This is a genomic window from Enterococcus sp. DIV1420a, from assembly GCF_051712165.1.
Classification (GTDB): domain Bacteria; phylum Bacillota; class Bacilli; order Lactobacillales; family Enterococcaceae; genus Enterococcus; species Enterococcus faecalis.
The window spans coordinates 16,717-32,455 of record NZ_JBIOOI010000003.1 but is presented as its reverse complement, the minus strand read 5'-3'; the positions used below and the strand labels follow the sequence as shown (position 1 = coordinate 32,455).

Genomic DNA, 15,739 nt, shown 5'->3' with positions numbered 1-15,739 from the left:
AAAACATGTTCTGTCGGAGGACAAGGGTCGGCTTGCCGATGCCACTTGCCCTTGACCTCCGACAGGTTATGTTTTAGGTTATACTCGCCGAGTGACTGATAGACGATTAGGGAATCTTAGAAATTACACGGCTATGAGAACTGATAAATCAAACACACTAGCCCTTCCTAAAAACGGGCCTGATTCAGACGCATGGTTTTTGCGTCTGAATCACTACGTCGGTTCTCCGACGTAGAAAAAAGAACGAAGCTTGACTTCGTTCTTTTCCTCTCTTAGGTGAGCGTATGCGAACTCAACCAATCTATTGGTGTTCTTCTGAAAGAAGAAAAGCTTGTTAATCATATTCTACGTGCTTTTTTACTTCATATAAGCAGCTACTTAAAATTATCAAGTAGCTTATTAATACTTCAAATTTCTCGACATAAATTTCAGGAATAGAGACACAATACCTGTTAAAATTAACGCAGCGAATTTTTTCAAAATTTAAGTTAAAAGGTGTTCCATAGAAAATAGTAATTAACTTTTTTAAAGACAATAAATCATTAATAAAAATTGGGACAGCTTCTTTAGAAATACCATATGTTCCATCATGATAAATAGTGATTTCTACATCTCCTAAAATACATAAGTTTTCATTATCTAGCGTTAATCGAAAAGATCTCACGATTGTTTTTGCAAGTGTAACAGGTTGCCACCAAATGACATGCCATCGTCTTTTGCTTATGGGAATAAGCCCTGTTTCATCATCCAGACAGCCTAATTTTTTTAACTCTCTTTCGTAACTGGCTAGCTTCTTGTTGAATTCTTTCTCTATTCTTCTCATGAAACTCACTCCCAATTAATGAATTTATCTTTTTCTAGTAATCGTTTCAGTTCACTTTCAAATTCTTCAGCTGAAAAAACATGCAATCGATCAAACACTTCTTTGTACTCGTCCCCTTCTTTGTCAATAAAATATTCTTTAAACATATCAAGTTCTTCTTTAATGATTGAACTAGGTGTTACATAAATTAAGCGTGCATCTTCATAATTTTTTAAATGTTTAATGTATTTTGGAAACACACCCTGACTATAACGTCGTTTTGTCTTTAGTGTTAATTCTATTTCAAATTGCCACTCTACTTCTCGTCCAATACTATCCAAAAACATAAAAATGAAGTCAGGAACAAAGTATTTTACGCCTTTTTGATTTTTCTTCTCGTCCTTTACTTCATATACTTTGCGACGCTCTGATACTACCGCTTTAAGGTGCGGGTGGTTATTACAAAGTTCCAACATTTTTATCAGATAATCATTAATTTGTAAGTGGTGTTGTAAATTGTATTCAGGAACTTTTGGCAAGGTGTAGTACCCACCAATGTAATTATGCCCTTCTTTTGTTAGGTAATAAAATTTTGTTGATCCAATTTGGGAACATTCCACTAGATTTTTTTCCTTCAGTTTTTTTAGATTACCGTATACACTACTTTTTTTTGCCATATTATCAAATTGACAAAAGTCAATAAGCTGTTTTACCGATACAACTCTCAATTCATGTAGTAAACATAAAAGAATCAAGTGTATCTTATCTTCTTTTGAATAATCAATAAAGTAATTGTAAAGTAATGGTTTCAAAGTATCACCGCATTTCTATAAAATGTACAAATAGGCAAAGCCTATTTGTTTCATTGAAAAAGAGTTTCGGAACAACGTGTAGAAATTCTTTTTCAGCTTTTAAGTCCTCCAAGTTTTGGTGGAGGATTTAGGAGGTTGTTGTTTTGGGCGATAGTCCCTTCAAGGTTTGGTGAAGGGGCGTCTATCGCAAGGGGTAGTTGTTAATCTTTTGAACTTTATCTTTTGAACTTTTTTCTTTATTTTTTATTACTTCTATCACCTTACTCATTCTATTTTTTACTCTATTCTGTTTGTCCTCGGCGCTTGGTATTTTTTTCGTAGTTGCAAAATTCCTGACCATTTTCGCTTAATGGGGGTTTTAACCCACGTTGAGCGAAAATGGTCAGGAATTTTGCAGGCGGAGAAAGCCTTTTATACCAAGCGCCGAGGACACGCCACTACAATTTATAATTCCACACACTTTCCAGTGGTTTTCCTAAGTATTTCCATGATGTTTCCAAAATTTGACACACTATATTAATCTATTTTGAATTACTTTTTTGTAACCATTCGAGTGCGTTTCGCACATAAACTTTTTGTGGTGGGAGGTTTACATTTTCTGCTGTACGATAAATAATAAACTCCCCTGTACGCAATTCTTTTATCTTGTTTGGACTAATTTTGAAGCGATCTACATTACGTTTGGTTCCTCTATCTCCTGACCAATCAGATTTTCCAACATCTGAATAACCATCTTCTTGTTCCGTAACTGAAGTTACATCAATGTCTTGATACGTTCCCATTGTTTCACTCCAATACTCGGCTTCACCTTTTTCGTTGGTCTTTCCAATGAACAAAGTATTCACATTTCCGACAAGTTGTTCCATTAATTTATCCCCTAATTTTGCAATATCTGCCATCGTTTGAGGGGTGAAAATACCATAAACACCTGCACCTCTACCTTTATTTACCATATCAATAAACGTTTCATTTAGATAAGAAGCAGGTTCATCAAAAATCACAAGGACTTCACGTTTCACATTTTTTCGATACATTTCAGAAGCAAAATAATTTACGTCTCCGACTAACATTTGCGCTAAAGTGCGGATATATTCTTTGTAAATCAATCCATTGAACGATACGTAAACTAACTTGCGTTGATTGACAATTTCTTGCACATCAAGAACATTTTTTGCGTTTTTTGTATCAAATAATTTTCCTAACTCACTGTCTAATAACATGTTAATGTTTGTCTGTAATGCTTCTGATGTGGCATACAAATAAAACGGTGAATCTTTATGTTCATAACGAATAAATAATCGTTCGAACAATTTTTGTTTGATATTTTCTCCTGTTTCTTCGTCTGTTGGCAAATATCTTAGGTTTCGTTTGAGTAATAAATAGTACGAGTCTAAATCTAATGTTTCTGGATTAAGGACAATCGTTTCCGTTTCTTTTTGTGCTATTCCTAGTTGGGAAATGTTTCTAAATTTACTGTTCTTAATTTGTAAATCTTCCTCTTTTTCTTCTTTATCAAGGTCTGAATCAGGCAGTATCTCGCTTCCTTCTTTCACTGATTTTTTCTTAGGTTGTTGTATTTTCTTTTCTACTTCAATCTCAAATAGTTTGGGATTGTTTGGTAAAATCGCATCCGCAAATAAGTGTAAAACATTTCTCGGAAGTAAAAATCGTTGAACAAATGGTAGACTTCGTTCAACGGTTTCTGTCGTACGAGTGTCTCCAGATAAAGTAACCTTGGCTCCTTTAAACTCGTCTAACAATTGAATTGTTACTTGCAAAAGAGCTTTCGCTGCGCCTGAATAAAAGACACTCTCTGTTTCGGCTAAAGACACTAACTTATCTCGAATAGATATGTCATTTCCATGCTCTACTGGGTTGTATCTCATATCGCCATCGTCTGTGAAGGCATGTACTTCTTTATCATAAAACCGTGCAATCTCTCGCATACTTTCTAGCGTATCGCGTGCGCCTTTCCCATCAATGAGAATGACAGGGAGGTTGAATTTTACGGCGTGTTGAACGATTAATTGTAGTAATGTTGTCTTTCCTGAACCTGTCGTTGCGGGAACAAGAACATGCTGATTGAACTCTGAAAAGTTGATGATATACGGCAACCCGAACTCACTTGTGCCAAGCAATAATTGATTGGATAGTTCTTTATACTTGTCAATATCAACTGTTTCTACTGCTTCTTCATACGCTTCTTCTTGTTCATCTGTGAAGCGTTGCGACTCTTCAAATTTATTTTTTTCTCGGCCTTTGTAGGCTTTTGATTCGGTTATTTTCTTCCGTTCGTCTTCCTTTGAGATAACTTTTCGTTTTGCCACAAATGAAGAAAATGCCAAAAAAATGGCTCCCATTCCGCTTGATCCAATAAGCAAAGCGACTATTGTCTCCCAATTAAACCGCAGTGCTGTATTAAGAAGATTTAAGGGGAAAAGAAGATACGCAGACAGATACCCTCTGGGAATCCAGAGGATAAATGCAAAGACATTTATTACAAATAACACACCTGAAAAACTAAGAAAAACAATACTATTTCGTTTCAAAAAACTCTCATAGTCCATATCAAATACATTTGCAGCTTTGTCTTTTTTATCAACCGCTAGACCAATCAGTAATGGAATACTGCCTAAAATCGCAAAAGGATATAAAAGAACTCCGACTAATCCAAAGACTAGTCGGAGTTGGTGGTAGCGAGTCATTTTTTGTTGTTCTTGTCCTATTGGCGGTTTCTTTGGTTGTAGCAAGCCATTGTTAAACAAATTATTTCCTTGCACGAGGTTGTCTCACTCCTTTAGGTTTGTTTGTTATCTTCTGTGTACCAGGTTTCTTGCGTTCTCTGCGAACAACTGGTGATTGTTTAGTTCTCTTTTCTTTCTTAATTATTGGCGTATTATGTCTATTCATACGTGTGATTGGCTCATTTACCTTGGGTTGTACACGTTGTGGTGTAGAATGCGTTTGAGGTACATCAACTTGCGTTACTTGCTTCACTTGATCCATTTTTTTACGTACTTCTGGACGTCGATAGGCAGGATTACTTCCCAACGTTCCACCACTCCGTTTGACCGTTTGGGCCGCTACTTTTGGTTGGATATTTTGACGAGTCGTTGGTTGTCCTGTTCGTCTTGGACTACGAGCAACCACTTGTTTTTTCATATCTTTTGGTTTATTTGTTGGTTGAAGCACTTTTTCTCCTTGTCGTTTCATAAGTGTTTGATGACCTGTTTCGCGTTTTTTACTTCGCTGTCCAGTACGCCGATTTTGATTTCTTAAAGCTGTTAAATTAGTTGATTCGTCGCTTTGATCATTAATTTTTTTGAGTGATTCCTGTTTTTTCAAGCGATCTTTTTCATATTCTTTTTGACGAGCTGATTCATGTTGCTGCCGTTTGAGTTGTTCTTCAGACTTCTGTTCTTGCATACGTCCTTTTTCGTGCGCTTGTCTTAATCCTTCTTGTGCTTTTTCGATAGCATTTGGCGCTTTATGTTGAGGTCTTGGCTTCAACTCACGGCGTAGCGCACTACGTTTTTCTTGTTCTTTATTTAATGGTCGTTGTTTTAAGCCAGTTTCTGCTTTACCATGTTTCCTTGCTTCTTCTTGACGTTTTTTAATAGCTGCTTTACGTTCTTCTTGTGCCTGTTTCCTGCGCTCCTTATTCTCTTGTTTTTGTTCTTTTGCCGCTCTACGCATATTAGCTTCTGTGCCAAAAGGATTTCCGATAAACCCGACACCATCAGAAAGTGAAACACGTCCCGTGACAAGATTAGCAAAGAATTTCCGGAAGACATACAAACCAAGCGGTGTAAGAAGATAAATAAGTATCGTTAATATCTTCTGCCACACGTTCTCTGTCTGATTGCTTAATTGAAACCCTAGTGATAAGAAACTTGCAAAGAAAATAGTCGCAAAACCAACCATTCCCTTCATAAATATAGTCATGCCAAAGGTTTTAAAGTAATTCGCAAAGACGTTGGTTTCAGTTAAAAAGAGTCCTGCGAACAACAATAACGGTAACAACGGCAATAGGAACAATTGAATGACCGCAATAATTAATCGTAAGAAACTTAACAGAAAATACACCACTGTTTGAATGAAGTTAACTACCAGGTAAAACAAACCATAAAAAGTATTGGTCCAGTTGTTATAATACATAATTGATCGGTTCTTTAAGTCTTTACTTTCGTAATTTACAACTTCTTCCATTAACTTATCATTTTCTTCGCTATTCATATCGTTGTCTAACAATAAGTTGATTCGATCATATTCTTTGTCTTTATACTTCACTGTTTTCTTACGGATTTTATTAACATCACTTGTTCCGTAGTTCATGAGCAAGTAAGGTTCATACACATTGGTGTAAAAAACACGTGAAGCAATTAAATTTCCTGCACTTTTTGCTCGTTGATCTGCAGATAATTTTTGCTCTACTTCATTTCCGTTCTTATCTTTTCCTTTCTCTGTCATTGGTACACTAACATCACCTAAGACCGGATTAATATTCACAAATGCAGTCTCAACTTCTTTATCTACACTAAACATCATATCAAACAAAGAATTGGACGTGTTGGCATCTTTTAGGACGGAAAGACCCGTAAAAATAAGAATCGTCATTAAAAAAATACCAAAAAACCGTTTGTATCGTTGTTGTCCAATAAATTTTACACCTAAAATAACAAAGACAAAGGCAATACCAATCGTTCCCGCAATGCCCAACATATTAGTTGCTATGCTAGACGTTAGGTTCATAATCGGTTGCTTAATAGCAGTTATAATATCCATACTAAATAGTGTTTTTACCATAACTGCATTAAACTCTCCGAGTCCTTTTACCATTGACCAAACAAAAGTCTTTATTGTCGCAGAAGCATTAGTGATAGCTTCATTAAAACCCGTTACAGATTCTTTCTCTTTTTCCTTAGTCATTAACTCAAAAGCATTGTCTTTGTAAGTATCATATATTGTATCTACATTAGTAGTTGGCTCCGTAACAATAACCTTATTTTCATCAGGTTTAGGTGCTGCATTAACAGATGTAGTTTGTGTAACAACAAAAAAACAGCCTACTAGAAACAGTAAGGCTGTTTTAATTAATAATTTCTTGTTCAAGGTATCACCTCTTATTTTTCTTTGACTTTTTCAAGAGATATTTTGTTTTTCCCATACTTAGCAGTTATTTTCCCATTCTTTTCTTTTACATCAGAAAAAATGTTTTTGCCTATGTTACTTATATCAATAGTCAATTTTTCTTCCTTATCGTTGTAACTGTATGTTCCGCTATAGCTTGATCCAGACTCTAATAAACTAACTTCTCCATCTTTATAAAAAGTGAATTGAGTTGACACACCAAAACCCGTCCCTTCCCATTTACCACCATCGGAAGTTAATATCTTTTTCATATCTGTTCCACAACCTGACAACAATAACAAGCCGACTAAGGCAATAAAAGGTAGTACTTTTTTCATGCTCACTTCTCCTTTTTTATGATCCTTGTTCCATTGCCAACGCCATTTGAGTAGCTTCATCTTCTTTATTAGTAGACGAAACGGCCATTAACCAACTATCGAATAAAACATCAATTGCAATAGGCTGGCTACGTCCTCGATGGTCTTGGAATAAACAAGTCCCTGATTTTAGTTCATTAATTAACTGAATATTTGCTGGGTTCGTATCCATACCAAAAAATTCTAAAACTTTTTTCTGTGCTTCTTTTTGGTTTGGGCGGAACGCAAATTTATAAGACAATAGTTCTTTTTTATCTTCTTTATCATAATCCATAAACGCTTGTGTGACAAGGTATATATCGGTCATGTTCGCACGTCCTTGACGTAAACTTCCTTCAATTAGAAAACGTCCTTGGGCCGTGTCTTCAAATCCTTTCGCTTCATCGAAAATAATCGCAGCATCTTCAGTTTTATCTGTAGAGAAGATCGTTGTCATTTTCATAATAACTTCCATAATAGACATGCCTGCGATTTGTTCATTGTTTAATCGTCCGCTGTCTATTTCCGCTTGTGTAGGGATTTTAAGCCCCTGGGTACCTAAGACATTGATTTGATTTTCAAAGCGAATAGGTTCGCTGTAATCGTTCCCTAAAAGAATTTTGCCTAACCCAACATTGTGGCCAGAGATTAAATTTGCTAATTTAGGGTCTTTTTCGCGAATAACCTCGATTACTTTCGTTAGGTGTTTTTTCCCTTTACCTTTCATCACCGCATTGACAGAATCTAAAATCAGCGTCTTCTTATCACTTGCAGTGTGACTGTCTGTCGTAACTTCACCAAAATTTTCTAACACGTTTCGTGCGGTTTGAATAGCTTCTTCTCTTGGCAGAAATAGCAATGGATCTAACATTCCTCGATACCTTTCTTCACTTGATAACGAAACAAAGTTAATGCGTTGATACAAAGCTTTAAATTCTGGAATATGTCCGAACTTATCTAATGCTCGTTTGAAAAAAAGGACGGTTTCATTTTTTGGATCAATATAAAGTATTTTTTGTCCTAAAAACGTTAACCACAAGAAAATGTACTTAACAAGTACTGACTTTCCTTGTCCAGGTGGGCCAATGATTAGCGTATTCCCATTTGTATATTGTGCGCCTTCTATGGCTTTTTTAGTCAAGTTTGGGAAAAACCATACGATTTTGCTTGATAAAGAAAGTGCCTGTTGTACGGACTTGAATTTTTTAGCAGTTATGACACGACCTAGAGGCATGCCATAGCGGTTACCAATTTCTTTTTCTAAATCCATTCCAAGGTCCGCTACATAACCTGTTGAAACAACATGCTCGTAGCTTTTAAATTGACTCTTAGCGCCAATTAAACACTGATTAAACAATGTTAATTGGTCGACTAGCGGTCGATATAACTTGTAGTCTGTACCGTCTAAAACAAATTCGAGTTCTTTTATTTTCTCTTCTAATGCTTGTTTACTATCGGCTGAAAGTACAAACGTTGTCGTCATACGACACAATCGTCGTTCTTTACTACGTATCTTTTTACTTAGTTCGTGCAATCGCTCTTCCCCAAATAAAATCACTTCGTCTTCGTCTAAAATACCGTCAACTTGTGTTTGCTCTTTGTCCTGTTCATAGATTCTTTTACGACGTTTGTGTACATCGCGTTTATCTTTATCTGGGTGGCGAAAGGTAACCTTGACATGGGTTTCAATCGTGGTACTCAAACTATCCTGTAAGTTTTGTATAATCGCACTTCCAAACATACTCGTTGGCAAACTGATCAACGGTAAAAAAGCCAGGTAATGCGTTTTATCCAATTGTTCAATAGTCATATATCCCGTGTCATTTTCAATAATCCCCTCCGTCATTTCTTCCGGAAGTAACGTTCGTTCAGGTAAACGGGTATTTGCACGGTGAAAGAAATAATAAAACAATCGGCCTATGGTTCTTGGATCCAAGCGTTCCACATTTTTAAAATTTGATAAGTCTTTGTAAATCTTGTTTTCTAATCCTTGATATGCGCGATAAAGTTGGCTAACTGGTACATGAACCCCTGTTAAAGCATTGATTGCCTTACGTCCAACTTCCTTGAACAATTCCATATACTCCATAGGATTAGCAACTTGTATAGGTGCGGTAAAACGAATGAACAAATACGTACTATATTTGTTCATTTGGACTTCGTCTTTTAGAATATCACCCGCTTGTCGGAAATAGATTTCTCCTAAATCCGCAAAGCTTCCCTTTACCAGTTTATCGATTGTCGCTTCAATCTGTTCGTCGAGATCAAAGTATTCTGGAATATTCATAAAATGGTAATCGAACGTGTCTTGCTCGAATACGCCTTTTCCGTCCTCTATGTATTCCTTGAAAAAGTCTAGATTATTCAAAGGAAATACTTGGTGTGCAAGTTTATAACCTACCCACACGTCGTTAGAGGTTGTAAAAAGAAAATTATTCGTAATGGCTTCAATTGGAAAGTCTAAGCGTGGCTCTTTACTTTTTAGTGGCACCTTATCAACTCCTTTCTTTTTAATCCCTGTTTTTTTCATTTATTATCTGTTAGCTTGTAAACTGTTTAAAACGGTACGTTATTATCAGAATATCCATTGAATTAAAGTTGACGAATTAATACAAATAGATTATGCTGCCAAAAAGAAAAACTTCGAAAACAATAACGCTAGTTACCAAAAGGGCCCATTTAGTTGAATGATCTTTCACCATTACTGCTCTTCCATTATTTTTGAAAAACCATTCTTCATACTTAATATATTGAAATACAATTAAAATAATCAATAACGTATACAATATAAATTTGTACATAACATATACCTCCCTTTTTTAATTGATTTTGTTTACTGTCATCGCTCTAATCATTTGACCAAAAAAAGGACGAGTGCCCTGTCCACTCGTCCTTTTTTGTTTATTCACTTATAAATCATTAAAACGGCAGGTTATTGTCAGAAATATTCACTAGGCTGTTTTATGACGCAAATGGATACAGAGGATCAGGTTTATCCATTGACTGTTTATCAAACGTAGCTTTACTTGTAAACTGTTCTTTTCGTTGCTGGTTTACTTCTCTTGATTCTAATAGTTGGTTCTTCTAACTACGGAAAACTTATTTTACGTTTTCAAAAGAGAGGAAAAGAATTGTTCCCCTTCATTTATTTTACTGAACGACAGTAACGGAGATTGAAAATCCGGAACTTTTGACAAGTCCATTAAAGGTAGCCAAAACCAGTTCCCTTTCATTTTAACAAAGACAGCAATTTCTTGATTCTTTTGCATAAATTGAAAACCATTTGTTCCAACTTTTTCAGCAATTTTTATTGCCTCTTTCTCTGCTTCTACCAGTTTTTCTGACTCTAGTTCTTCAGAATATAATAAATACGCATTATCAGGGGTAGGACGTTTTTTGTGGTAGATATCTCTGTCTTCTTTTCCTTCGCCGTCCATTTCCCAATAGAACAACGTTGTCTGTTTCTGTCCGTTCTTTTGGTAATCTTTGATTCTATTTTCAAGCAGTTCTTCTTCCATCATTTGGAAGTTTTTCACACTCGCTGCTACAAAAACTTCAAATTCAAAGTAAGAAATTAAAAACTGATACTTCAATCTCTCACCGCCTTTTCTGATTATTTGATTATTCATTGAACGAAAAAGACAAGTGATCGATTCACTTGTCTTTCTTTGCATTTGCTGTCTTCAATTGTTTTTCAACACACTCAAAATGGCAGGTCATTGTCAGAAATATCCAATGAACTATTCTCTGGAGAAAATGGATCCAATGGATCGGGGGTCTGGTTCTCTGTTGCTGGTTGTTCGTTACTTGTAACATTTTTATCAAACGTTGCTTGCCCCGTAGATTGCCCCCTACGCTGTTCATTGATTTCTTTTGATTCCAATAATTGAAAGTTTTCAACGACAACTTCTGTCACATAGACCCGTTGTCCTTGTTGATTGTCGTAGTTTCTGGTCTGAATTCGTCCGGTTAAACCGATCAAGGTGCCTTTTCTAGCATAATTTGCCAATGATTCGGCTGCTTTCCGCCAAATAACACAGTTGATAAAATCTGCTTCCCTTTCATTGTTAGCATTGGTAAAGTTGCGATTAATGGCCAACGTAAATTGACCTACGGCTGTTCCACTTTGTGTATACCTTAAATCTGGGTCTTTTGTTAATCGTCCAACTAACGTAACGTTATTAATCAAGATTATTTCCTCCTACTCTTATAGTCATTAATATTTTCTTGTATGGATTTAATAAATCATGCTATCTAATAACTCCTAATCATTATAACATGTGCTAAGCTACTTTTCTTTTATTCTACTAGTCTGATTTCCCCTCGCAATCTCTCTTTAAACATTTTATTTTCTAACTTTGTATTGGACTTTTTCTTTATGGAATTGGACAAGTAGCCCATGTTCATATCTTTTTTTCTTTTGATACAAGAAGTTTCCTCGACCAATTAGATAATCAAGAAAGCTCTTATTATCCCATTTTAAAGAAAAGAGCGTCCACACAAGGACGCCCACTCCTACTATAAGAATCAGCCAAAAATTAGCAATAATTGTGGTAAAAAAATTGATTTTAGCGACAAATGAAATAATCGCGAATATCAATAAGAGAATAAGGATACCAATACCTACAAAAATTTGTTCCAATCGAATGCCGTTTGGCGCAAAAGGCAATGCTACCCCTTTGATACTGTAAATCTTGTGAGGTTGTTTAAATTCTCGTGTGTAATTATATTCCATCAAAATCGCCAACCTTTTATTGGGAAAATAAAGCCGGCATTTGGTTTGAAAATTAAGTCTTTCAACCAGGTACCAATTTTTTCAGCATCTTTTAACACTAAAACCAACGCGATTAAAATTAAGATTAAGCAGACTGTCGCAATTCCTCGTGCGGCCCCTTGTGTTGCAACCGCTACAACTAAGGATACCAGTCCTAAAATCACCAATAATATAATCACCTGTGAGGAAATATTATTTGCTAAACCAGATAAATCAAACATATTCTTACACTCCATTCATTTTTTTAATAAAATAACTATCTTTTGTTGCTTCAATTTGTAATGAGAAGTTAGACGTTAGCGGACTTTTCCCTTCATAACTGAATTGATAGGTTCCTCGAACATCATAGATCCCTTGGCCTGTTTCTCTTAGACTTGTAATATCTACTTTTTCTAGCGTCGCATGTTCTAGTCCTTTTACATTCGCAATTAGTCCTAACTTTTCATCATTTTTTACATATAATTCAAAGAAACGATTGGTAAATTCCGTCAGTTTTTTTGTTTCTTCTTCATTGACTTCTTTTCCTTTAGGTATAAAACGTTGCTCGTCATAAGCAACTTTGTTACTCTCACTTGTCTTCGCTAAATTCATTAACGTTGGTCTATCAAGTAACTTCAGTTCATTTTCTGCATAACTAACAGGCAAAATCACTTGCACTTGGCGCCATTCTTTCCCTTCAGTAAAACGGACATCATAGTACAAGCTGTAAAGTGATTCTTTATAATCAACTGTTTCTAATCGAATAAAGCGTACATTTCGTGCAACGCGGTCATCATTTGTCTTATCAAGACCTAAATCTTCTGCACGCAATCCAGCAGCTAAATAAGGGGTTATTTGCGCTTCCCAGTACTCTTTTCCTTCTAATTTTGAGGACACTGTAAATAAGCGATCCACAAGTTTCATTCCGTCATATTTCAATTGATCACTTGCAGCTACGCCTTTATTCACGCTTTCAATAATTTCCTCACGATTTACTTGCTTTTGCATCGCAAGCCTTGTAAGCGTGTTTAATCGTCCAAAACTCATTAATAAAAATAAGCTTATCAAGAAAAATAAAAGGAAAAACACCATTGAGTAAATACTTTTCGCCGAACGTGGCGAAAAACGAATGGTTCGAGAATTTTCTGGTTCTTTCTCTTTCTTCCTGAAGATTGCTCGGATTATTTGAACCAATGAAGAAACACGTGTCTCTTTCCTCACTTTTTCTTTCTGGGCTTGCTTCCCTGCTTGCGGATTGAATACAGCCTTTTTGTTACTCATCTTTTAAAATCCCGTAACGTTGAATTAACGATTGGGGGACTTTACTTTCTACGACAACCTCGTTTACCACCATGCCTGCACCTTCTAAAAAAGCTAATGCTTCTTTATAAGCGGTCTTAGACGTCTTGGTGGCCTTTTCTAATTCGTCGTAAAATATCCGAGCGCCTGTTTGATACTGCTTATTATGCACCCGCCATAAGATAAATAGCGCCGTTTGAATCGCTGGGCGTTCATAAGCATAATTTTTAGCAATACGTTCCGTATTTTCTACGGCTGTCTCCTTTTCATTCACATGATTTTCGTGCATTAATCTTCACTTCTTTCGTCATTATTTTCAGCAATTAATTGCTGAATTTTTTTCGTATCTGTTCCTACGTATCTTCTTTTCGGTGTAACAAATGTTGGTACTTTTTCCAACGTATAGGTCTTTATATAGTGACGGTTTTTAGGTTGATTTAAATTGATAAATACAATGTTGTTTTCGCCCTGGTCCTCTTCGTAAACCGTCGGATAGACCTTTTGACAATCAGCACACGTATCTTTGTAAAAAAATAAGACACGTGTTTCATTGTCTGCTAAAACTACGGCCGCTCGCTCCTTTTCCTGATTGAGCATTGCCTTTTCATTTTGTTTTACCATAAATAAAAAGAGGCTTATCCCCCCTAAAACAAGCATTAAACTAATAAGCGTTGTAATTCGTACTTTTTTACTGATTTTCCTCACCTAAATTCTCAATGGTTGTAAATTTCTTGCTTTCTTCATTGAAAGTTACCTTATAAATAAAATTTCCACGTTGCGCTTGGCTTCCTGCGATTCGAACTGAATATTCTAGTCGGACCAATGCCGTTTTTTCTTTTCCTGTATCTTTTTGTGTGGTTCGATAAATTTCAGGTGCCTTATCTAATTGAGAAACGGTCACAACACTAGGAACAACTTTATCTGCATCCCTTGGGAATACCCCGGATAACCCTTGCTCTGTCGCATAAACAGTTGCTTTTTCTTTTCTTTTAGCTACTGTTTGTTCTTTATTGCTAGTATCATAGTCAAACACAAGTGAAAATAAGGCATTCACTGCTTTTGTTAATGGCTCATTAACAGGATCTTCTTTTTCATCCAATAATTGTTCAATTTTTCTAGATAAATCATTCAGTTGTCCGTTTTTTTCTTCTAAAGTTTTCTTTAGGACTTGCTGCTCTTTCTCTTTTTGATTTTTTATTTGTGCATTTTCTTTTTTCTCATTGAAATAACCGCCTCCTAAAGTGGTCAGTAAAACAAGTAAAAGAACGATCACTAGTGGTTGTGCTTGCTTTAAACGCTCCCTCATTGCTACGCTCCCTTTCCTTGAATAAAATCAATTTGTTCAACCGTTGCTCTGTCTAATACTCGCCATGAACGCGTACCAGATCCTTGATTAATAACATTTGCTTCACTCACAAGAATACTGCCGTCAGAATTGACATACTCTACAACTGCCACATGCCCATAGGGCGGTGCAGAACCTCCTATGCCACCTTGCATGCTAGCTGCCCAACCAACACTTGGTTTTCCTTTTATTACTGTGTACCCTTTCGCACGAGCAGAATTAGCCCAACCTGCGCCATTTCCGCCATCACCTGAAAACCATTCAATTGGTTTGCCTATTTGCGCCATACGATTATAGGCGTACCACGTACATTGTCCAAAAGGATAGTTATTTCCAGCGTAATCATTCGAATCGATAGGCGGAAGTGTTAACTTTCCTTTATAAGCACTTGGTACTTCTAATGATGGGGCAGTATTTTGTCCTGTAACTTGATCGGATGTATCTGAAGTAACAACGCAATCAGAATTTTTACCAGATTTTTCGTTTGTGATTGGCGATTTTCCGGGAATATTTGGGACAAGTTCGCTCTTTTTAAACGGTGCGTTACCATATTTCTGTATTGCTTCTTGGTCCAACCATTGAAACTGTTTGCCTAAGCTGTTGTATGTGGCCTGTAACTTCATGAGGTAAGTAGGGTCTGTAGCCCATCCTCCTGAATAAATAGCTGATAAAGTACTTAATCCGTCAGTATTATTGATAGCACCTGTATACAGTGTCTGGTGTGCCATAAATTCTGCTTTTCCAACAATTCCAGCATTGTAGTCTTTAAACCAGGTATATGCCCCACCAGTGCCATCCCCGACGTTTGACCCTGGCTTTGTACCAGAAATATCAACAGAATCTTGGCCGAATGTTGCTAAAGTTACAGGAAAATCTTCTTTTTTTGACGTTTTAACACCGCCCATATTGTGCGCCTGCCAAAATGACGTCCCCGATGGGTTAGTAAAATTAAACCCATTTTCTACCATCGTTTGAGAAATACTAGCAGACGGTAAAAAGCCACCTGCTTTCCATGATAAAAGGTAAGCATCTTTATGGCTTTTTACAAACTGCTCGATCGATTTAGGTGTATCTGTCGCATCAGTTGGATTATTTATACTTGGCTGAATACAATCATTTTTTGAAGTATCTGACGTACTCGTTAATAATAAAAGAAAAAAAAGTAAGCCTCCAAAGACTAAAAATATAGGTAAGAAAAAAGAGAGAAGCCCAAAGACAATTCTTTTCTTATTCATGGTACGC

General features: G+C 36.2%; 15 protein-coding genes. All 15 read right to left on the bottom strand.

Annotated elements, in window-relative coordinates; translation table 11 throughout:
- Positions 1 to 334: 334 nt before the first annotated feature.
- The 15 genes from IGI80_RS18555 to IGI80_RS18485 all read right to left on the bottom strand — a co-directional run bounded on the left by IGI80_RS18555 (position 335) and on the right by IGI80_RS18485 (position 15,732).
- Positions 335 to 823, bottom strand: a complete 489-nt coding sequence (locus IGI80_RS18555) for a hypothetical protein (RefSeq protein WP_033624748.1) — start codon at positions 821 to 823, stop codon at positions 335 to 337.
- A gap of 5 nt (positions 824 to 828) precedes the next feature.
- On the bottom strand, positions 829 to 1,614 hold the full coding sequence (locus IGI80_RS18550; protein ID WP_002385543.1) for a replication-relaxation family protein: 786 nt from the start codon (positions 1,612 to 1,614) through the stop codon (positions 829 to 831).
- A 521-nt stretch (positions 1,615 to 2,135) separates the two neighbouring features.
- Positions 2,136 to 4,394, bottom strand: coding sequence for a type IV secretory system conjugative DNA transfer family protein (locus IGI80_RS18545; RefSeq protein WP_010822507.1), 2,259 nt, complete (start codon positions 4,392 to 4,394; stop codon positions 2,136 to 2,138).
- Positions 4,381 to 6,726 (bottom strand): CD3337/EF1877 family mobilome membrane protein, encoded by a 2,346-nt coding sequence (locus IGI80_RS18540; protein WP_010822506.1) that lies wholly within the window; start codon positions 6,724 to 6,726, stop codon positions 4,381 to 4,383. The genes IGI80_RS18545 and IGI80_RS18540 overlap by 14 nt, the downstream gene beginning before the upstream one ends.
- Positions 6,727 to 6,737: 11 nt before the next feature.
- The gene (locus IGI80_RS18535) at positions 6,738 to 7,142 is read right to left on the bottom strand and encodes a hypothetical protein (RefSeq protein ID WP_002400624.1); all 405 of its coding nucleotides are present in this window, start codon (positions 7,140 to 7,142) and stop codon (positions 6,738 to 6,740) included.
- Positions 7,099 to 9,630, bottom strand: a complete 2,532-nt coding sequence (locus IGI80_RS18530) for an ATP-binding protein (protein WP_438724274.1) — start codon at positions 9,628 to 9,630, stop codon at positions 7,099 to 7,101. Before IGI80_RS18530 ends, IGI80_RS18535 begins: the two co-directional genes overlap by 44 nt.
- A 574-nt stretch (positions 9,631 to 10,204) precedes the next feature.
- Positions 10,205 to 10,774 carry a hypothetical protein gene (locus tag IGI80_RS18525; RefSeq protein ID WP_438724273.1) on the bottom strand — a complete coding sequence of 190 codons (570 nt, stop codon included), beginning with the start codon at positions 10,772 to 10,774 and terminating at the stop codon, positions 10,205 to 10,207.
- A gap of 29 nt (positions 10,775 to 10,803) precedes the next feature.
- A complete protein-coding gene (gene ssb, locus IGI80_RS18520; protein ID WP_002365967.1) occupies positions 10,804 to 11,289 on the bottom strand; it encodes a single-stranded DNA-binding protein in 486 nt (161 codons plus the stop codon).
- Between the two features lie 156 nt (positions 11,290 to 11,445).
- Entirely contained in the window at positions 11,446 to 11,835 is a 390-nt protein-coding gene (locus tag IGI80_RS18515) for a TcpE family conjugal transfer membrane protein (protein WP_002360791.1), read from the bottom strand.
- A complete protein-coding gene (locus IGI80_RS18510; RefSeq protein ID WP_010706916.1) occupies positions 11,835 to 12,095 on the bottom strand; it encodes a hypothetical protein in 261 nt (86 codons plus the stop codon). Before IGI80_RS18510 ends, IGI80_RS18515 begins: the two co-directional genes overlap by 1 nt.
- 4 nt (positions 12,096 to 12,099) lie before the next feature.
- The gene (locus IGI80_RS18505; protein WP_010774162.1) at positions 12,100 to 13,134 is read right to left on the bottom strand and encodes a conjugal transfer protein; all 1,035 of its coding nucleotides are present in this window, start codon (positions 13,132 to 13,134) and stop codon (positions 12,100 to 12,102) included.
- Entirely contained in the window at positions 13,127 to 13,441 is a 315-nt protein-coding gene (locus IGI80_RS18500) for a hypothetical protein (RefSeq protein WP_002360796.1), read from the bottom strand. The genes IGI80_RS18505 and IGI80_RS18500 overlap by 8 nt, the downstream gene beginning before the upstream one ends.
- A complete protein-coding gene (locus tag IGI80_RS18495; RefSeq protein WP_002392846.1) occupies positions 13,441 to 13,857 on the bottom strand; it encodes a thioredoxin domain-containing protein in 417 nt (138 codons plus the stop codon). The genes IGI80_RS18500 and IGI80_RS18495 overlap by 1 nt, the downstream gene beginning before the upstream one ends.
- On the bottom strand, positions 13,841 to 14,458 hold the full coding sequence (locus IGI80_RS18490) for a hypothetical protein (protein ID WP_002398539.1): 618 nt from the start codon (positions 14,456 to 14,458) through the stop codon (positions 13,841 to 13,843). Before IGI80_RS18490 ends, IGI80_RS18495 begins: the two co-directional genes overlap by 17 nt.
- Before the next feature lie 2 nt (positions 14,459 to 14,460).
- The gene (locus tag IGI80_RS18485) at positions 14,461 to 15,732 is read right to left on the bottom strand and encodes a CHAP domain-containing protein (protein ID WP_010773576.1); all 1,272 of its coding nucleotides are present in this window, start codon (positions 15,730 to 15,732) and stop codon (positions 14,461 to 14,463) included.
- Positions 15,733 to 15,739 lie beyond the last annotated feature (7 nt).